The sequence below is a fragment of the Thalassomonas sp. RHCl1 genome (assembly GCF_947387555.1).
GTDB lineage: Bacteria > Pseudomonadota > Gammaproteobacteria > Enterobacterales > Alteromonadaceae > Thalassomonas.
The window spans coordinates 36,037-55,334 of record NZ_CANDNZ010000017.1 but is presented as its reverse complement, the minus strand read 5'-3'; the positions used below and the strand labels follow the sequence as shown (position 1 = coordinate 55,334).

At 49.6% G+C, this 19,298-nt stretch carries 13 protein-coding genes; 8 read left to right on the top strand and 5 right to left on the bottom strand.

The features are described from left to right. The first annotated feature begins 261 nt into the window (after window positions 1-261). The 5 genes from QL234_RS28045 to rluF all read left to right on the top strand — a co-directional run bounded on the left by QL234_RS28045 (window position 262) and on the right by rluF (window position 5,121). On the top strand, window positions 262-618 hold the full coding sequence (locus tag QL234_RS28045) for a response regulator (RefSeq protein WP_281561067.1): 357 nt from the start codon (window positions 262-264) through the stop codon (window positions 616-618). A gap of 6 nt (window positions 619-624) precedes the next feature. Next, window positions 625-1,245 (top strand): chemotaxis protein CheC, encoded by a 621-nt coding sequence (locus QL234_RS28040; RefSeq protein WP_281561066.1) that lies wholly within the window; start codon window positions 625-627, stop codon window positions 1,243-1,245. Window positions 1,246-1,255: 10 nt separating this feature from the next. Continuing rightward, on the top strand, window positions 1,256-3,436 hold the full coding sequence (locus QL234_RS28035) for an EAL domain-containing protein (RefSeq protein WP_281561065.1): 2,181 nt from the start codon (window positions 1,256-1,258) through the stop codon (window positions 3,434-3,436). Between the two features lie 162 nt (window positions 3,437-3,598). Next, entirely contained in the window at window positions 3,599-3,937 is a 339-nt protein-coding gene (locus tag QL234_RS28030; protein ID WP_281561064.1) for a plastocyanin/azurin family copper-binding protein, read from the top strand. Window positions 3,938-4,140: 203 nt separating this feature from the next. Beyond that, entirely contained in the window at window positions 4,141-5,121 is a 981-nt protein-coding gene (gene rluF / locus QL234_RS28025) for a 23S rRNA pseudouridine(2604) synthase RluF (protein ID WP_281561063.1), read from the top strand. A gap of 75 nt (window positions 5,122-5,196) precedes the next feature. Here the strand turns inward: rluF and QL234_RS28020 are convergent, their stop codons facing one another. The 4 genes from QL234_RS28020 to uvrA form a co-directional block, all read right to left on the bottom strand. Continuing rightward, on the bottom strand, window positions 5,197-7,497 hold the full coding sequence (locus tag QL234_RS28020; protein WP_281561062.1) for a hypothetical protein: 2,301 nt from the start codon (window positions 7,495-7,497) through the stop codon (window positions 5,197-5,199). Window positions 7,498-7,860: 363 nt separating this feature from the next. Then, entirely contained in the window at window positions 7,861-8,769 is a 909-nt protein-coding gene (locus QL234_RS28015; protein WP_281561061.1) for a fused MFS/spermidine synthase, read from the bottom strand. Further along, window positions 8,762-9,409 (bottom strand): fused MFS/spermidine synthase, encoded by a 648-nt coding sequence (locus QL234_RS28010; RefSeq protein ID WP_281561060.1) that lies wholly within the window; start codon window positions 9,407-9,409, stop codon window positions 8,762-8,764. Before QL234_RS28010 ends, QL234_RS28015 begins: the two co-directional genes overlap by 8 nt. A gap of 180 nt (window positions 9,410-9,589) precedes the next feature. Continuing rightward, on the bottom strand, window positions 9,590-12,415 hold the full coding sequence (gene uvrA / locus QL234_RS28005) for an excinuclease ABC subunit UvrA (protein ID WP_281561059.1): 2,826 nt from the start codon (window positions 12,413-12,415) through the stop codon (window positions 9,590-9,592). A gap of 382 nt (window positions 12,416-12,797) precedes the next feature. On the opposite strand from uvrA, the gene QL234_RS28000 reads away from it, so the two are divergent. Next, on the top strand, window positions 12,798-14,177 hold the full coding sequence (locus QL234_RS28000; RefSeq protein WP_281561058.1) for an MFS transporter: 1,380 nt from the start codon (window positions 12,798-12,800) through the stop codon (window positions 14,175-14,177). A gap of 82 nt (window positions 14,178-14,259) precedes the next feature. Here the strand turns inward: QL234_RS28000 and QL234_RS27995 are convergent, their stop codons facing one another. Continuing rightward, window positions 14,260-14,742: a hypothetical protein gene (locus QL234_RS27995; RefSeq protein WP_281561057.1), complete on the bottom strand. Its 483-nt coding sequence runs from the start codon at window positions 14,740-14,742 to the stop codon at window positions 14,260-14,262. Between the two features lie 253 nt (window positions 14,743-14,995). On the opposite strand from QL234_RS27995, the gene QL234_RS27990 reads away from it, so the two are divergent. Together QL234_RS27990 and QL234_RS27985 are read left to right on the top strand one after the other, a co-directional pair. Beyond that, window positions 14,996-17,029, top strand: a complete 2,034-nt coding sequence (locus QL234_RS27990) for an NADPH-dependent 2,4-dienoyl-CoA reductase (protein ID WP_281561056.1) — start codon at window positions 14,996-14,998, stop codon at window positions 17,027-17,029. A gap of 215 nt (window positions 17,030-17,244) precedes the next feature. Continuing rightward, on the top strand, window positions 17,245-19,293 hold the full coding sequence (locus QL234_RS27985) for a hypothetical protein (protein WP_281561055.1): 2,049 nt from the start codon (window positions 17,245-17,247) through the stop codon (window positions 19,291-19,293). Window positions 19,294-19,298: the final 5 nt, after the last annotated feature.

Genomic DNA, 19,298 nt, shown 5'->3' with positions numbered 1-19,298 from the left:
TGTCTAAGTTACGCCATTATGCCGGTTTGTGGCCGGTGTAATGGTTGTGATTCATTTACTTTTTGTTTGAGGGCGGGACATAAGGCTTATGTTATGCGTGCCGCCAGCTAGCGGCCAAGAGTAAAGCTTGCCCGGCTCATTCAGTCCGGGAAAAAACAGTCAAAATTAAATTCTTAGCCTACACTAAGAAGAATCAGCAGCGTTGTGGATCAGCAGACCCCGGAAATCCAGCCTGATAAGATTTTATCTAAGGAGGAGATAATGTCAGATAACGCAATACTGATAGTGGATGACAGCCGTCTAGCCCGCATGGTGATCAAACGATATACCCTGTCCGTACACCCTCACTGGAATGTTATCGAAGCCAGTAATGGTGAAGAAGCCTTGGAAAAAAGCCAGGATGAAAATATTACCTGGATGACCATAGACTATAATATGCCGGGTATGAATGGCCTGACCCTGATTGAAAAACTCAGGCAACGTTTCCCGCAAGCTGAAATTGCTTTAATCACAGCCAACATTCAAAATAACGTTAGAAATCAAGCAGAAGAACTTGCCGTAGACTTTATCCAGAAACCGGTAACCGAAGAAAAAATTCGGGCTTATATTGAGAGGTAGCAGCTGATGCTCGAATTAACTGAGTTTCAACAAGATGCTGTCGCCGAATTACTCAATATAGGCATGGGCACCGCTGCGGCATCCCTGAGTGAAATGGTTAAACAAAAAGTCGACTTATCCATTCCCTGTGTTGAAATTATGCTACGCCGCCATGCGGTAGAGCATATTCGCGATACGGTAGGCAATGAAGTTACCGCCGTTAAGGAAACCTTTAAAGGCACATTTTGGGGGGATGCTTTTCTGTTATTTCCAGAATCTCAAAGCCTGGAGCTGGTCAGGGCCTTGCTGCAAGAGGATGCCCTGCCTCTGGATATGCTTTCTGAAATGGAGCAGGAAGCGCTGACGGAAGTCGGCAATATTATTCTTAATGCCTGTTTAGGCAGTTTGGCAAATATCTTTGAGCAGAGCTTTCACTGTGACCTGCCCCGTTACGCACAAGGATCTTGCGACATTATCTTTAACCGTAACCTGGCTGCTACCCGCTCGGCGGATGCGGTGCTGCTGGTGCGGATGAATTTTTCATTGAAGGCTAACAATATCAACGGCCTGCTAACCTTGATGATGGATGTTGAGTCGATGCAGGCACTCACAGATCTCATTAACACAACTTTTGGTATGATAGATTGAGTTTTTTGATATGGACTTCAAACAGCAAACTGAATTAGATTTGGTGGAACAAAGCCCCGCCGCTGTGGATTTTGATCTGGAAAAGCTGGCCTGTGATGTGATCGATAAAAGTGATATCGGCATCTTTATTCTCGGCCGGGATAAAAGCATCGTATGCTGGAATAGCTGGATGGCACAGATGTCCGGCATCAAGGGAGATCACGCCACCGGGAAAACGCTGGAACAGCTGTTTACCGGTTTTAGCAACCTGAGGTTGCAACAGGCCATAGACGACGCTCTGTTGCGGGGCATGTCTGCTGTGTTGTCGCAAAAATTCAATCCCCACAGCTTACCCCTCTATAAATCTCCAGAAGACCGTAAGAAAAAACAACTGATGTCGCAAATGATCATGGTGAAACCCATTCATAACGGCGGCAATTATAGCCTGGTGCAAGTGATAGATGTCAGCCCTGCCAGCGCCAGGGATAAAATGCTGCGTCACCAGGCGAATGAGTATAAGCACCAGGAACTTCACACCCGGGCTATCCTGTCTTCTATTGCCGATGCCGTTATTACCCTGGATGTCGACGGCCGGGTCGATTATATGAATATCGTCGCGGAAAAGCTGACCGGTTGGTCGTTTCAGCAAGCGCTTGGCTTGCCCTGGGATAAGGTATTAAGCGTTATCGATAAAAAAGAGGCGTTAATGTCAGAGCCGGTAGGCCACTGTTTGCAAAAAAGCCAGGCACCGGAGCTTGGTGAACTGGAGTTGGAGCTACAACCGAAAAGCGGCGCTAACCTGGCGATAGAGCTTTCTATGGCGCCTATTTGCGATCAAAACCATGAGACTTTAGGTGTGGTGGCGATTTTCAGGGATGTCACTAATGCACGCCAGCTGGCACGGCAGATTAACTGGCAGGCATCCCATGATACCCTGACGGCTTTGCTTAACCGCAGGGCATTTGACGACAAGCTGGCGGAAATGGTGAACAATGTCCGCCACCAGAATAACAGCCATGCCTTGCTTTATTTAGATCTGGACAGGTTTAAAATTGTCAATGATACCTGTGGCCATGCGGCGGGGGATGAACTGCTTAAACAAATTTCCCGCTTGCTGGCCGCTAATATCCGCGCCAATGATCTGCTGGCCAGGCTGGGGGGAGATGAGTTTGGTATTCAGTTGCTTGACTGTCCGGCGGAGGCGGCAGCAAACATTGCCAATATGATCCGTATTGCCATTCAGCAATTCCGTTTTAGCTGGGGGGAGAAAATCTTTAATATCGGTGTCAGTATCGGCGTGGTGGAAGTTACCCCGAGCTGCGAAAGTGCCGAAGATATTCTTTGTAAGGCGGATGCCGCCTGTTATGCCGCCAAAAAAAGCGGCCGGGACCAGGTACACTTCTACCGCTCGGAAAACTGTGCCGCCGTCTACCATCAGGGGGAAATGGAATGGTTTCCCCGTATCCAGCGGGCATTAGCTGAGGATCGTTTTACCCTGTATGCGCAAAAAATCGTGCCGTTAGCCGACATGAACAAGAGCATACATTTTGAAATCCTGGTCCGGATGCTCGACGAAGACGGAAAGCTGATTTTACCCGGTGAGTTTATTCCTGCTGCGGAACGTTTCGGCTTGATGACAAAAATCGATAAATGGGTGATTTCCCATGTTTTTAAACTGATTGCCAAGGAAAATACCCGCTTGAGCGGGCAGGGGTATAGTTTTGCCATCAACCTTTCCGGCTGTACCTTAAGTGATGAGCAATCCCTGGCGTTTATCAACGAACAGCTGGCGTATTTTAACATCCCTCCCGGCATGATCAGTTTTGAAATTACCGAAACCGCCGCCATTTCCAACCTGTCATCCGTCAACCACTTTATCCGTAATTTACAGCAGTCGGGATGCAAGCTGTCACTGGATGACTTTGGCAGCGGCCTGTCTTCTTTTGCCTATTTAAAAAACCTGCCGGTAGACTACCTGAAAATAGACGGCCTTTTTGTAAAAAACATGGCGCTTGATGTCATCGACAGGGCCATGGTGAAATCCATCAATGAAATCGGTCATGTGATGGAGCTAAAAACCATAGCCGAGTTTGTTGAAAATGATGCCATTATTGCCTGTCTTAAAGAAATTGGTGTCGACTATGGCCAGGGTTATGGCATAGCCAAACCCCAGCCGTTGACAGATGTAAACGGCAGTCTGTTGCTAACTTGAAAACCCCCTTTCCGCCCCCGTTAAGCTGCTGTGTTATTCGTCTTTACTTCGGGTTAAGAAATAACTGTCTGAAAAATGTCCGGCTTTAGCTGGTGTTAATACTTATGAAGGCGTTATTATTCATGGTGTTAAGTTACTCAAAATAACAAAGGACGGCATAGGATGAAAACAATCACTGCGCTGGCCTCCCTTGGCCTGTTGTTGCTCTCGGGATTGGCAAACGCGAAACAAGTGGAAGTGAGCATAGTCAAGATGAAATTCACCCCGCAGCAGGTGGTCATAGCCCCCGGGGATACGGTGATTTGGCGCAATAAGGAAAAAAGGCAATATCATAATGTCTGGTTTAAGCAGTTTACCGAAGAGGAGCCGGATATTTTTTTCCCCGGTGAAACTTTTGAGCAGCGCTTTGATAAGGAAGGCAGCTATCCTTATGTGTGCGGCCCGCACCCGAAAATGACAGGTACTGTTATTGTCAAAGCCGAAGTAAATAGCCGGCCATAGCTTTTATTTTCAGTTGCCGGGTGAGCACTGTTTGTCGCCGGTTACGGACCAGAGCTTGTTGATAAAAGCACGGTGACAGCGTGGAAACTTGTTGTTGCTGTTTCTATTGCGCTGGCTATCCTGGCCGGGGCTTTAGTATACTAGCGCTATTTAATATCTGACCCGGCTTAACATCCATAAGCCCGAACAAGCAATGACCCGGAGTGCCAGTGAGCAGCAATGAAAAACGCCTGAATAAATTTATCAGTGAATCGGGCTTTTGCTCCCGCCGGGAAGCGGATAAGCTGATCGAAAAAAATCGTGTCACCATCAACGGCAAACATCCCGAGCTGGGGACTAAGGTATTACCCGGCGATACCGTGGAAGTTGACGGCAAACCAATCAGTGCCAGCCCGGAAAACAAATCTGATCGCATCTATATTGCCTACAACAAGCCGATAGGTATTACCTGCACCACAGAGCGCCATGTCAGGGGCAATATTATCGATGCCATCCGCCATAAAGAGCGTATCTTCCCGATAGGGCGTTTGGACAAACCCTCGGAAGGGCTAATTTTCCTGACCAGCGACGGCGATATCGTCAACAAGATATTGCGGGCGGAAAATGCCCACGACAAGGAATACGTGGTTACGGTGGACAAACCCATCAGTGAGCGTTTTATCGAGCGTATGTCAAAAGGGGTGCCCATTCTCGGCACCATTACCCAGCCGTGCCAGGTGAAGATGCAAAGCCGTTTTGTGTTTCGTATTATCCTGACCCAGGGATTAAACCGCCAGATCCGCCGCATGTGTGAATACCTGGGTTATGAAGTGAAAAAACTTAAACGCACCCGGATCATGAATGTCACCCTGGAAAAACTCAGACCCGGTCAGTGGCGGGATTTGACGGTACAGGAAATGGCGGAAATTAATGCTGCGGTGGCCGGTTCCAGCAAAACCGCAGCCGATACTGCCTTACCTAAAGATAAAGTCGAAACCCAGGCTGATGTGAAAACACAAAGCAGGCCGAAAACACCGGAAAAAGGGCGGGGAGAAAAGAAAAAAAACCAGTTCCCGGACCATAAAAAGGCCGATAAAGGCCGGCAACCGGGTAAAGGCAAAGGCCTGGTGAAAGTCGTCAATACCCGGAAAAAATCTTCGCCGGGGACGCTGACCTTGAAGCGTCCGGCAAAGTCTAAGTCATAATTTTTGCCGGGATTGCAGCCAAGAGTATCCTGAAGGCAACAAGCCGGCAGTAAATGCCGGCTTGCTGTTTTAAGTTTATTCGTCTTTTTTGATATCCTGCTCTTTGAGATCTTCTTTTTTAGTTCTTTTCGCCTTGGCAGGTTTCTTCTCCGACAGTTCCTCGGAAAAACTAAAATGATCATTAAGGGAGATGATTTTGGTTTTACTGATTTTGTGGCGGTAGATTTCCCGCAAATAATGGATAGACTTTTTCACGCAATCCAGGGTCAGGCGGATATCATTGATAGAAGTAAACTTCTTACCGTCCTGGATCAGCTCGCGGTATTTTTTCTCATACATAGGCTTGATGGCATACCAGTTGGTATCCAGGATTTTTGCCGGGTTTTCATTTTCCACCAGCATGGCTTCAAGCTTACTTTCGTTAAAGACCGGTGCGCGGATAAAGTCGATAATGGCCTTGTCCAGCGAGTCGTCAAACCTGTGGTCGTCCTTGGCAAAACAGCGTTTGATATAGGCGACGATCAGGGTCAGGAAGTCATCGCTTAAACACGGGCTTTTGGCAATCAAGGTGGTCAGGGACAGGTTGGCAGAGGCGCCTATCACCAGGGCATAACGTTTTAAGGTGGTATTGGGGAACAAACTGTTAAGGTGCATTTTCAGCTTGTTCAGATCCATGTAAGAGAGCTTATAGTCTTTGGGCAAGGAAATAATCGACACCACGGAAGAGCAGTTCTTAAAGAAATGCAGATCCGAGAGGTGTTTGGCATTATAGTTGGAATCCTTGTACTGGCGCAGTGCCTCCCGGTAACGTTCTGATTCCACCGGCAGTAAACTTACCCCTTCAATCGCCTGAGTCTGCTTGTTGTAATGGGGCAGGTCGATGGAGCGGTAGAAGAGATCGTCGATATCGAGTATCAACTGCTCACCGTTGCCGAGCTTAAGCTTGCTTTCTGCGGACTGGCTGCTGTCTGCCACCACAGATTCGGCATAGGCGATGGCCACCGGGCCCGCCAGACTCATAAAGAGATCGTTGGCATCCAGGCGTATGGTTTCGCCGATATCGATACCGGCACGGCGGAAGTAATTTTCGTCGTAATCTGTGGTCACCGCCTGGGCGGTTAAGATATTAAAAATCTGCTGGCTGATATACTGGTTGGCGTGTTTCTCCATGGCATTGACATCGATATGCTGGATGCCGCCGTCGGAGTCGTTTTGCTCGGCGTAGCGCATGATGTCGTTGGAGATAAGCATCATGGAATTCCATGGCCGGATGCGGCGCATGACATTTTCCGAGGTGCTGTCTTCGTTGTCCATGTTGTAGGAGAAATTCCATTCCTCCGACAGGTATTTACACAGCAGACGCCCGGCATTGATATGCAGGGCTTCCGACATTTCCACTCCCTGATCGGTGATGTTCGGCAAGATACAGATGCCGCTGGTAAAAATCGGTTCAAACACAAAAGACTGGTTCTGGCTGACCAGCTCTTTTTCCGGGCGGATATCAAAGGTTTTACTCATATAGGAGTATTGTTGGGCCAGGCCGAATTCCGAAGCCATACCCGAGCCGGTACCGCCGCCGGCGCTGAAAATATAAAAATACAGCCGCGACTGGTTGGCCTTGATGCCGCAGGAGTCGATAAGATAGGAGTGGATAAACTTCCAGTCGGAGTTGCTGAAATGCTCAGTGTCTTTATTGAGAATAATTTTTGCCAGGTACTGGCCTAAAATCGGGGCGTTACCGGCGCCGCCGGCATGGACTTCCGATAAGTCCATGATTTTCAGCTTGTTGTATTCCCGCAAAAAGTCATTGTCTATGCCTTTGGACGAGAAGCGGATACGGCCTTCGATATCTTTGTCGAGATCGCCGAGCATCACCAGGGGTTCGATTAAAAACACCGGCTTGACGGTTTTCTTTTGCTGGAGTTTCAGGCTACGCTGGATCCATTTTACCGGCCGCGCTTCTTTTTCCTTGGCCTGCTTTTGTTCGTGGTTAAATTCCGTCAGGTAAAAGTTGCGGGCGTTATGTACCAGGGAGGCGACATCCAGGGCGATATTAGAGCCGCAACGGCCCAAACCGATCAAACATACCGAAGGGAAGTTGGGCAATTTACGCTCATTTTCTTCCTGGTTGTGTTCGCTGGGATAAACTTCGCTGCGCAGGACATCGAGATTTTTCAGGATCCTCGACAGATCCTTTTCGGTAAAATACATATACGGAGTGTTGCTGTGTTTATCCTTAAGTAATAGCTCACTCTGCGGCTCTTTGACAATTACGTCAAAATCATCACTGGCCTCAACCGCAGGTTCAGGGGTCGGTTTTACCCTGCCTGCGCGTTGGGGACCAAGCGGACGAGTTTGAGACTTCTTTGACTGCATTTTATCTCTCCAGGTAGATGATACCAAGCCGATAACCGCACAAAATCTGCTGAATGTAGATATACCAGATGTACAGAAAATCCGTTTATCCCAGGGTCTTAAAGCCGGCGGGTGTACATTGAATAAATCAGTTTGGTATTCTTTTACGCCAAATTATTTATACCTAATATAGGCTAAAAAGAAATCAAAAACTACGGTTAAATTGTAATTCACAGGCAATTGCTGACGGAGATCATAGTTTTTAACTATTTGTTGTAGCAGTATTTATTTTTGACAGGCCAGGCTTTATCCCGGTGGCTGGCGCCTGGCGGCGCCGGGAGTTGCCTGCTATCTTGCTGATGTCTATGACTAAGTTTTGGCCAATTATTTGTCGATATTGAGCAGGTTTGCCGGGGAGTATTGATCCGTTAACACCCGGGTATCTTGCGGCCAGTCGCGCTCCTGTGAGGCCAGGGCCATATTGGCGAAAATTTCTTTGATGTCGACACCAAAAGGTTTTAATTGCTTGTCGAGGACAGGCAGGCGCTGGCTCAGGGTTTTGATATCCGGCAGTGCCTGCTTGCCGGTTAAAATAATGCGGTTTTCGTTTTTGTTATTCCTGACATTAAAGTAATCGCCGAAAACGTCGTAATAAGTGGCGGACTCGTAGGCGTATAAACCGCTGTTGGAAAAAGTATTGGCGCTTAAAACTCCTTTGTCACTGAGCAGTTGTCTGGCTTCCGATAAAAACTCCCGTGTCAGCAGATGTTCGGGAATGTATTCGCCGTTAAAGGCGTCTAGGATGATCCAGTCGTATTGCTGTTTTTTCATCAACGCCCGTTTAATAAACAAGCGTCCGTCCTGATCGGTTGCCGTGACGCGCTCGTTTTCGAAAAAGCCAAAGTATTCCCGGGCGACCTTGATAACCGCGGGATCTATTTCAACATTTTCAATGCGCGCCTGGGGGTAGAGCTGGTGCAGGGTATTGGACATAGTGCCGCCCCCCAGACCTATGATAAGTATGTTATCTGGCCTGCTGTTGAGCAATAACCCGGAAAACAGCAGCTTGGTATAGTTAAATACCAGTTGTTGCGGCTGGCTTTTGTAAAGGCAGCTTTGGTTGGATTTATTCTGTTTGACGTTAAACCTTAAGCAGCGTAAGTCTCCTTTGTCTTCCACCATGATATTGCGGTACAGGGAGCGCTCGCTATGGACGACTTCGGCATTGCCGGGCCAGGGAGAGCAGGCTGCCAGCAATAACAGCAACAGTGTCGGTAAAGCGGGTTTAAACATGACGGACTTCCTGATCTTTAACTTGCATCGCGGTATTTTTGATTATTTTGTCGGCGGCAATGGCGATCAGTCCCAGCAACAGCAGCAGGGCGCTGAAGGTGAAAATAATCTGGTTGACCTCGAGATAGAGTACCAGGTAAAACGAAGTGATTATTGTGCCCAGGGCGCTGCCCAGGGTAGAGACAAAATATAATATGCCCGCCACCTGGCCGCTTTCATTTTTATTTTTGACTAACAGCCGCACCGAATAGGGGGATAACATGCCGAGGATCACCGTCGGCAGGAAAAACAAGGCGCTGGCAGCCATTAATGAGCCGTAGCGGCTGTCTTCTGTCTGCAGGAAAATCGCCTGCATGATCTCATTGGCATACAAGGCGATAGGTAGAATAAAGATGCCGCCGAGCAAATAGATGATGCCGAAGCGTTTCAGGGAAGCGTTGCGGGTAGAGAGTTTGCCGCCGAGCAGGTAACCGAAGGACAGGCTCACCATAAACACGGTAATGATACTGCCCCAGATATGTATGCTGCTGCCGAAAAAGGGCGCCAGGATCCGTCCTCCCAGTAGTTCTATGCCCATGATAGTGAAACCACTACTAAAGGCCAGGCTGTAGATCAGGGGGTTTTGCCAGCGGGTAAACATAGTCAGATCCTGTTTCTTTTGCTATCACTAAGGTGATAATTATTTCAACAACTGATCATTATCCTACCGGATCTGAATGAAGATAAAAATGTTTCTTTTTAAGAAGATAAAGAGAGATGATAACAGGCTTGCTTTCCTTTGAAAGGAAGCAAACCTGTTATTTCAGCTTACCTTGTGCGCTTAAGCCAGCAGGGGTTTCAGGAAGCGGGCGGTATGCGACTGCTTGTGTTCGGCGACCTGCTCCGGGGTGCCGGTGACCAGGATTTCGCCGCCGCCTGAGCCGCCTTCCGGGCCTAAGTCGACGATCCAGTCGGCGGTTTTGATCACATCCAGGTTATGCTCAATCACCACTATGGTGTTGCCGTGATCCCTGAGGCGGTGGATCACCTGCAATAACTGCTTGATATCATGGAAGTGCAAACCTGTGGTCGGTTCATCGAGAATATACAGGGTTTTGCCGGTATCCCTTTTGGACAGCTCCTTGGCCAGCTTGACCCGCTGGGCTTCACCGCCGGACAAGGTGGTGGCGGACTGTCCCAGTTTAATGTAACTGAGGCCGACATCCATCAGGGTTTGCAGCTTACGTTTGACCGCGGGAATAGCGCTGAAAAACTCCAGGCCGTCTTCTATGGTCATCTCCAGCACTTCGTGGATGTTTTTGCCCTTATAGCGGATCTCCAGGGTTTCCCGGTTGTAACGCTTGCTTTTACAGACATCGCAGGGCACGTAAACATCCGGCAGGAAGTGCATTTCTACCTTGATCAATCCGTCTCCCTGACAAGCCTCACAGCGGCCGCCTTTGACGTTAAAGCTGAAACGGCCGGGTTTATAACCCCGGGAGCGTGACTCCTGGGTGGCGGAAAAAATTTCCCTAATGGCGGTAAAGATGCCGGTATAGGTGGCGGGGTTAGATCTCGGGGTGCGCCCTATCGGGCTCTGGTCGATATCGATGACCTTATCCAGCAGCTCCAGCCCGGTAATGCTTTTATGGGGGGCAGGCTCCTGGGTGGTGGCGCCGTTGAGCTGGATATGGGCCAGCTTGTACAGGGTGTCGTTGATCAGGGTCGACTTGCCTGAACCGGAGACGCCGGTGATACAGGTCATCAGGCCGACCGGTATGCTGAGATCGACATTTTTAAGGTTGTTGCCGCTGGCGCCTTTCAGCACCACCTGCTGCTCTTTATCCATGGCCGTGCGGCTGGCGGGGATATCGATTTTTTCAACACCCGAGAGATATTTTCCGGTGAGCGAGTCCTTGTTGGCGATAATATCTTCCATGGTACCGTCGGCGATGATTTCACCGCCGTGAACCCCGGCCCCCGGGCCGATATCAATGACATGATCCGCTGCGCGGATGGCATCTTCGTCATGCTCGACCACGATTACTGTATTACCGAGATCCCTCAAGTGGATCAAAGTGCTGAGCAGACGTTCGTTATCCCTTTGGTGCAGGCCGATGGAAGGTTCGTCCAAAACGTACATGACCCCGACTAAACCTGCGCCTATCTGGCTGGCAAGGCGGATACGCTGGGCTTCACCGCCGGATAGGGTATCGGCGCTGCGGGACAGGTTGAGGTAATTGAGGCCGACATTGACTAAGAAGCCTAATCTGTCTTTGATTTCTTTCAGGATTTTTTCGGCGATCTGGCCTTTCTGGCCGCTGAACTCCAGCTGGGAGAAGAACTCCAGCGCTTCGGCGATGGCAAAATCGGCAACAATCGGCAAAGGCGTGTCTTCAATAAAGACATTGCGTGCTTCCAGGCGTAAGCGGCTGCCCTGACATTCCGGGCAATGCTGGCTGTTGAGGTATTTGGCCAGCTCTTCACGCACCGCGTTGGACTCGGTTTCCCGGTAGCGGCGGTCCATATTGACCAAGATGCCTTCAAACGGATGTTTACGCACCACGACATCGCCGCGGTCATTCATATATTTGAATTCGATATCCTGCTTGCCGCTGCCGTATAACACCAGTTTCTGGATTTTTTTATCCAGCTCGTTAAAGGGTTTTTCCAGGGCAAAGTCATAATGATCCGCCAGTGCCTGCAGCATCTGGAAATAGTAGAAGTTGCGTTTGTCCCAGCCGCGGATGGCGCCGCCGGACAGGCTGAGCTCGGGATTGGAGATCACCCTAGAAGGGTCGAAAAATTGTTTCATACCCAGGCCGTCGCAGGTCTGACAGGCACCGGCGGGGTTGTTAAAGGAAAATAACCTGGGTTCGAGCTCCTGCATGCTGTAGCCACATTGCGGACAGGCGAAATTGGCGGAAAACAGCAACTCTTCCCGATCCGGCTCATCCATAAAGGCGACGGTGGCGGTGCCTGAGGTCAGGGCAAGGGCGGTTTCGAAAGACTCGGATAAGCGCAGCTGGATATCGTCGCGCACCTTTAATCTGTCCACCACCACTTCTATGGTGTGCTTTTTATGCAGTTCCAGGGGGGGCGGATCCGAGAGGTCGCACACTTCACCGTCTATTCTTGCCCGGATATAGCCCTGGGCCGCGAGGTTATCCAGCAGTTTAACATGCTCCCCTTTGCGGTTTTGCAATACCGGCGCCAGCACCATGACCTTGGTGCCTTCTTCCAGCGCCAGGACTTTATCCACCATTTGCGAAACGGTTTGTGCCGCCAGCGGCTGGTGATGATCCGGACAGCGGGGCTCGCCGACCCGCGCATACAACAGCCTGAGATAATCATAAATTTCGGTAATGGTACCTACGGTGGATCTGGGATTATGGGAAGTCGATTTTTGTTCGATGGAAATGGCCGGCGACAAGCCTTCAATATGGTCGACATCGGGTTTTTCCATCAGGGACAGGAACTGGCGGGCATAGGTAGACAGGGATTCTACATAGCGGCGCTGGCCTTCCGCATACAGGGTATCGAAGGCTAATGAAGATTTACCCGAGCCGGATAAGCCGGTGATCACCACGAGTTTATCGCGGGGAATTTCCAAATTGATGTTTTTCAGGTTATGGGTACGGGCGCCCCTAACTTCTATCTTTCTCATAACGATTCCGCCTAACTACCGAATCGGGTATTATCGCATAGATTCTGCGCATCTTTCATCCTTAAAAGTAAAGTTTCTTTGTTTAATGCCCCTGGCTGAGGAGGGGGACAGTTATTTGTTATTTATCGAATAAAAAGGTTTTTGCCGGTTAAGCAAGTTGGCCGGCAAGAAGGAGGGATAACAGGCGGCGGCGGTAAAAAATAAGCTGTCAGGCGTTAGCCGGTTCGTGATAAGATAACGCGTTTTTTATCGCCCCGTGCCTGAAGTAAAGTGGTTACTGTTGCCCGGGCTGATGATGAGTACTACCGCTGAAAACATCCTATGGGGAAATGCCCGTTTATTGCTTTCAGGCAAGTAAGTGTAAGGTTCGAAGTAAAGAGATATGAGTGTTACAGGTTTAAACAAGATAGAGAAAAAAGCCGCTTTTTCCCTGGCTGCGGTTTTTGGCTTACGCATGCTCGGCTTATTTATGATTTTGCCGGTTTTTGCCGTATACGGTACTCAGCTGGCCGGTTACAGCCCGGTATGGCTGGGACTGGCGATAGGGGCTTACGGTTTAACCCAGGCGATGTTGCAAATTCCCATGGGCATTTTATCGGATAAATTTGGCCGAAAACCTGTGATCCTGGCGGGGCTGTTGGTATTTTTGCTCGGCAGTATCGTCGCCGCCATGTCGGATACCATCTATGGTGTTGTTTTTGGCCGGGCGCTGCAGGGCATGGGGGCGATTGCCAGTGCGGTGTTGGCGCTGGCCGCCGACTTAAGCCGCGAAGAGCAGCGGCCTAAGGTGATGGCCACCATAGGCATGTTTATCGGTTTGTCTTTTACCGTTGCTATGGTGTTTGGCCCGATAGTGGCGCAGCTGTTTGGCTTAAGCGGCCTGTTCTGGTTCACCGCTGCGCTGACCGTATTGGCGATGCTGATGATCCAGTTTATGGTGCCCCAGTCGGTGCATAAGGCGCCGCGGGGGGATAATGTTGCCGTGACCGGGCAGCTCAATACCCTGTTCCGCCACGGGCAGTTATCCCGCCTTAATATCGGGGTCTTTGTGCTGCATATGGCGCTCACCGCCTGCTTTGTTACCTTACCTAAGCAGTTGATCGATTCCGGCCTGGCGCTTGAACAGCACTGGCAATTGTATCTGCCTGCATTATTGGGGTCTTTCTTCTTTATGGTGCCCTTTATGATAATTGCCATTAAGAAACAAAAAGAAAAACAAATGTTTGTTGCCGCGGTTGCCCTATTGACCCTGTCTTTACTCTTGTTCTGGTATCTGCCGTCAAGTTTTGTCGTGCTGGCCACCCTGATCGTCTTGTTTTTCATCGCTTTTAATTATCTGGAAGCGACTATGCCGTCGATTTTATCCCGCCTGGCGCCCGCCGGGGTCAAGGGCAGTGCCATGGGCATATACTCCAGCAGCCAGTTTTTAGGGGCGTTTGCCGGCGGTTTGATCGGTGGCGCGGTATCAACCGCTTATGGCGAGCAAAGTATCTTTTTGGTGATGGCTGTGCTCAGCCTGCTGTGGGTTGTTGCGGCTATGGGCATGAAACCGTTGAAAAAATCAAAAAGTTACAGTTTTGCCACCAATATTGCCTCTGAAGAGGAAGCCGATGAAGTGGCGGAATTGCTGATCAATATGCCCGGCGTGATTGAAGCGACCCTGGTGCACTCCGAAGCCGTGGCTTATTTAAAAGTGGATGAAAAGCAGGTCGATCTTAAAGATGTGAAAGCCTTGCTTAACAGGGCCGACAGCGTCTCTTAATCATTTACTCTTAATCCTGGCGGGCGCTCTATGGCCCGCCTGTTCGTCTTATTTGCCGGTGGTCGTTTTTTGTCACACTTTATCAGTCAACGGCGGCAATAAAATCTTTTAGCTCGCCTTTGCCGAGCACAACACAGATATCATCATCAATAAACTTACCCGATAATGCCTGACCCATAGGAGAATGTGGCGTGATCACGGTAATGCTTTGCCCTTCTATCTGGGTGCGGTAACCTGCGGCGGCCGGACCGAGAAAAAACCAGTGTTCTCTTTTTGTATCACCGTCGAGTTGTATCAAATGCCCTAAAGCTATGCCGGTCTTTTCGCTATAGGGGGTCAGCTCCAGTTGTTGGTAGGCGGCCAGGGCATTTTGAAATTCAACAATGCGGCGGGACTGGCCTTCTGCCAGGTAACCGGCTTCTATGGCCAGGGTATCGTATTGGGTTTCCGCCACCGACTGATCATCGGTGGCCGCCAAATGGGCCTTTTCGGCGGCCCGGACGGCATTTTCCAGTTCTGTTTGCAGGTGGTGGACGATTTTTTCAATCAGGGATTGTTTATACATAAGCTTCATTTTTTGGCTTGGATAAACGAATTTTATTTATCAACAGGGCTTTGTGCCACAAGTTTTCAAAGCATTTGAATTTTCACCTTAATTTTGTTGCTGTCCGCTCCCGGGTAGAAGTGGCGGTAAAATATACAATCAATTTTTAATCTGACAGGTGTCAAAATTGCTTGTGTTTTGTGTCAACACCAAGTAGTTTATAGCCAACTGGTTAGACCTTTGGTCATTTTTAATTCAAATTAGACGGCTTGATATGAATAACACATCACCTTACCCGAACTTATTAGCCCCGCTGGATCTGGGGTTCACCAAAATCGCCAATCGCAGCCTAATGGGCTCTATGCATACCGGCCTTGAAGAAGAAAAGGAAGGCTTTAAAAAACTGGCGGCTTTTTATGAAGCCCGGGCAAAAGGTGGTGTCGGCCTGATCGTCACCGGCGGTATCAGCCCGAATACTCGTGGCCGTCTGGCGCCGTTTGCCGGTGAAATGAGTAAGTTCTGGCATGTGAAAAAACATAAACTGATCACGGATGCGGTGCATAAATACGATACCAAGATTTGTATGCAAATCCTGCATGCCGGCCGTTATTCCTATCATCCTTTTAGCGTTGCGCCCAGTAAATTAAAAGCGCCGATCAATCCTTTTACTCCGTCGGCGCTGTCGGCGCGTCAGATCCGCGGCACCATAAAAGATTTCGCCTACTCCGCCAGTCTGGCTGCCAAAGCCGGTTATGACGGGGTTGAGATCATGGGCTCGGAAGGTTACCTGATCAACCAGTTCAGCTGTGCCCAAACCAATAAACGCACCGACGAATGGGGTGGCCCGATTGAAAACCGGATGCGTCTGGCAACGGAAATCGTCAAGGCGGTACGGGCGAAAGTCGGTGAGAAATTTATTATTATTTTCCGTTTGTCTATGCTGGATTTTGTCGAAGGCGGCAATAGCTGGGATGAAGTGGTGCAGATGGGTAAGGCGATAGAAGCCGCCGGTGCCACCATCATCAATACCGGTATCGGCTGGCATGAAGCCCGGGTACCGACCATAGCCACCTCAGTGCCAAGAGCCGCCTTTACCTGGATCACCGAGCGCATGAAGTCGGAAATCAAGATCCCATTGGTAACCACCAACCGCATCAATACCCCGGAAGTGGCGGAAGAAGTGCTGGCTGCCGGGCATGCCGATATGGTGTCTATGGCCAGGCCTTTCCTGGCGGATGAAAGCTTTATGAATAAAGCGGCAGAAAACAAGAGTGGTGACATCAATACCTGTATCGGTTGTAACCAGGCTTGTCTGGATCATGTCTTCCAGCAAAAGCGCGCTTCCTGTCTGGTAAATCCGACCGCCTGTTATGAAACCGAATTAACCTTTGCCAAAGCGGCAAAAGGCAAGCATATTGCCGTGGTGGGGGCAGGCCCTGCCGGACTGGCGTTTAGTGCCTATGCGGCGCAACGGGGTCATAAGGTTGAGATTTTTGATCGTGCCAGTGAAATCGGCGGTCAGTTTAATTTTGCCAAGCAGGTGCCGGGTAAAGAAGAGTTTTATGAAACCTTGCGTTATTTCAATAACCAGCTGAGCCAGCTCAAGGTGAAGGTGCATTTAAACAGTGAGCAAACGGTTGAACAGCTTAAAGCCGCCAACTTCGATGAAGTGGTGGTGGCTACCGGTATCACGCCGAGGGAGCTGGATATCGAAGGTATCAGGCACCCGAAAGTGAAAACCTATTTACAGGTGCTCAGGGATAAAGAAGTGATCGGCAGGAAAGTGGCCATTATCGGCGCCGGCGGGATCGGTTTTGATGTTGCTTCCTACCTGAGTGAGAAAGAGTCCCTGACCACCAATCCGGAAGCCTGGATGCAGGAGTGGGGGGTTGATAAGCAATATCAATCCGGCGGTGCCCTGTTAAAAGCCCGTACTGAGCCGGCGGAATCCGAGCGTGAAATTTATTTACTGCAACGTAAAACCACTAAGGTCGGTGCCGGTTTAGGTAAAACCACCGGCTGGATCCACAGGGCATTCCTGCAGAAAAAAGGTGTGCAAATGATCCCCGGGGCCAGCTATAAAGCGATCACGGATCAGGGGTTAGTGATTGATATTGACGGCAAGCAGCAAACCCTGGATGTTGACCATGTCATCATTTGTGCCGGTCAGGAGCCTAACCGCAGCCTGTATCAGCAGCTGGAAGATGCCGGTATTAAAACCCATCTGATTGGCGGCGCCGATGTGGCCGCCGAGCTTGATGCCAAACGCGCCATCCGCCAGGGGGCAGAATTGGCGGCGACTATCTAATCAAGAGCCTAACCAAGAGCCTAACCAGGGCCTGACTAAGGTCCTAACTGAGCAAGATAAAGTAAAAGGGGTGATACCGGGTATCATCCCTTTTTTAGTTTCCGGTTCCGGCACAAGTGATCATTTTGCCCGCTTATCTATGGGTTGTCGTGAATTTACTATACTTATTCATCGGTAAGGAGTCATAGGTATTCATTTCACCGGGAGAGCAGCTCGTGGAGCAGCCGGCATCCGTTAAGTACGTGTTATATACCCATTATAACTATGGGGAAGGGGATGATTTTAAAACCTATCGCTACGCCAACTACCTGGATTACCTCAAAAAGTCGAAATTTCTGCAATCCCTAAAGCAGCTGACGGGTGCCAAAGCTGCAGAGTTAAAAAAAATAAGAAGTTTTAAAGACTTTGAAAATATTCATAATTTAAAACCTTTAAAAGATATTAACAGTGTCAAAGGTTTTGAAGATTTAGCCGGTCTGGGCGATTTTAAAGACTTCCTTGCCTGGGCTGCCAGCCGTGATTTTGACTTTAGTTTTCACTTTGACCATCTCCGGGGTGTGCGCTATTTCAAGCGCCATGTGAAAGGGTTGCATAGCCTGCTGACCTCGCCTGCCTATGAGGGTAACCTGATCATCTTTTATGCGGCGGGATTTTCTGATTGTCTTCACGGCATTGCCCGGGGAAAAAGCCGTGAGGATTTGCTCAAACAAGCCTATATCAGGTTTTCTATGGAGCTGGGTAAAAGTTTGGTGGAGCAAGTAGGCACTTATCCCCCGTTATCAGGCCGGGTACGCATTATTACGCCGATAGATTTGCTGGATATTTTTGGCCGTATGAACCTGGCAACGGCAGAAAATCTGCATTGGTGGTTTATCGGCAAAAATAAAGATATTCATTATGATACTCCCAAGATTGTCGAAGCCTTCCTGCGCCTCAGGATGCTGGGCTCCGGGGTGCCGGTATTCCGCCTGGATTATGATGTGCTCTTTCGCGGTCAAGAGAATGAACATCTGTCGAACCTGGGGCTTTTTAAAACCATTATCTCCTGCCTGCGTGCTTACCGGCTGCGTATGGATGAGCCCGGGGTTGCCACTTTTTTATTGTCGGCTTCATACGATACCCAGGCGCTGAGGCCGCCGGAGAACGGCAAAAGTTTCGATGCCTGGCGGGGAGCTTTTGCAACCCGGGTATTTCCGGCGTTGCCTGTTGTTAAAGGTGAGATTGCCATCGCCAAAAAAAGTGCCGGCAATGAAGGGCAGGGATCTTTTGCCTGGGAGCGCTATGCGAAAAAGGTTTTCGACCCTGCTTTGGCGAGAAAGTTTTACGGTTTAAGCGAAACCGGATTGGCACTTAAAGGGGTTAGCGGTATTGGTAAAATCGGCGGCAATCCATCGGCTTCTATAATTTCCGGCGCCATGTTGTGCCTGAGTGACGGGGCGATCCTGGATCTGCCGCCGTTCAGTAATTTTACCCTGTATGTGATGTGGATTGATGATCATCTTAAGTACAGCTTGCACCGTGAATTACGACACCTCAGTACTTTCAAATCGGCGGTGGAGCCCATGCTCAGCGATGCCAAGCTGGATCTGGTGATGGTGAAGAAAGCACGTGCGCCGATTAAGGATTTGCCGAAATATGTTTTTGGCACATATCTACCCACCTTGCTCTGGGGCACAGTGCTTGATGTCTGGATCAACCCGGATCCGGTGGTGAAATACCGGCGGCGGGACTTAACCCAAGCCAAACAAGCCATCTGGGATCAGCTTAAGCGGGAAGACAGCTCTAAAGGGGTGTTAGCCGCGGCTTTACAAAGTGCGCTGGAGAAGGGGGCATTTACCAAGTTGGACCGAAACAACCTCAGGGATTTGTTGGTTGAGGTGGGATTAAAACGTATTACCGAGGTACGCCGTCAATGGGGTAAGCTCACGGCGGATACAGGCAAAAGCGACAGCCGGGAGGTTAAAGAAACCTTTGCCTCCATTTGGGCGAAAGGCATAGTGAAAGATTACTTCCCTTCATTGGCGGAGAAATATCAAGGTATTGCCCATATAGGCGAAGAACCCCTGCCGCTGGAAATGAAGCTGACAGAGATTGCCGATCTCAATCAATATCAGCTGCATAATGACTTTTCCATCCTGGTAGATGATGCCCTGGAATATATCGAATGGACCCTTAACTGGCCGAAAATCGTCCAGGTGGTACGCTCGGTCAAGCAGGGGAAAGTGAAAACGGACTTGTCCTGGGTGCCGGACAAGCCGGTTTAGGGGTT

What these genes read in the sequence shown, in the direction of transcription:
- QL234_RS28045 (WP_281561067.1), top strand. Translation starts at nt 262, where the DNA reads ATGTCAGATAACGCAATACTGATAGTGGATGACAGCCGTCTAGCCCGC.
- QL234_RS28040 (WP_281561066.1), top strand. Translation starts at nt 625, where the DNA reads ATGCTCGAATTAACTGAGTTTCAACAAGATGCTGTCGCCGAATTACTC.
- QL234_RS28035 (WP_281561065.1), top strand. Translation starts at nt 1,256, where the DNA reads ATGGACTTCAAACAGCAAACTGAATTAGATTTGGTGGAACAAAGCCCC.
- QL234_RS28030 (WP_281561064.1), top strand. Translation starts at nt 3,599, where the DNA reads ATGAAAACAATCACTGCGCTGGCCTCCCTTGGCCTGTTGTTGCTCTCG.
- QL234_RS28020 (WP_281561062.1), bottom strand. Translation starts at nt 7,497, where the DNA reads ATGCAGTCAAAGAAGTCTCAAACTCGTCCGCTTGGTCCCCAACGCGCA.
- QL234_RS28015 (WP_281561061.1), bottom strand. Translation starts at nt 8,769, where the DNA reads ATGTTTAAACCCGCTTTACCGACACTGTTGCTGTTATTGCTGGCAGCC.
- QL234_RS28010 (WP_281561060.1), bottom strand. Translation starts at nt 9,409, where the DNA reads ATGTTTACCCGCTGGCAAAACCCCCTGATCTACAGCCTGGCCTTTAGT.
- uvrA (WP_281561059.1), bottom strand. Translation starts at nt 12,415, where the DNA reads ATGAGAAAGATAGAAGTTAGGGGCGCCCGTACCCATAACCTGAAAAAC.
- QL234_RS28000 (WP_281561058.1), top strand. Translation starts at nt 12,798, where the DNA reads ATGAGTGTTACAGGTTTAAACAAGATAGAGAAAAAAGCCGCTTTTTCC.
- QL234_RS27995 (WP_281561057.1), bottom strand. Translation starts at nt 14,742, where the DNA reads ATGTATAAACAATCCCTGATTGAAAAAATCGTCCACCACCTGCAAACA.
- QL234_RS27990 (WP_281561056.1), top strand. Translation starts at nt 14,996, where the DNA reads ATGAATAACACATCACCTTACCCGAACTTATTAGCCCCGCTGGATCTG.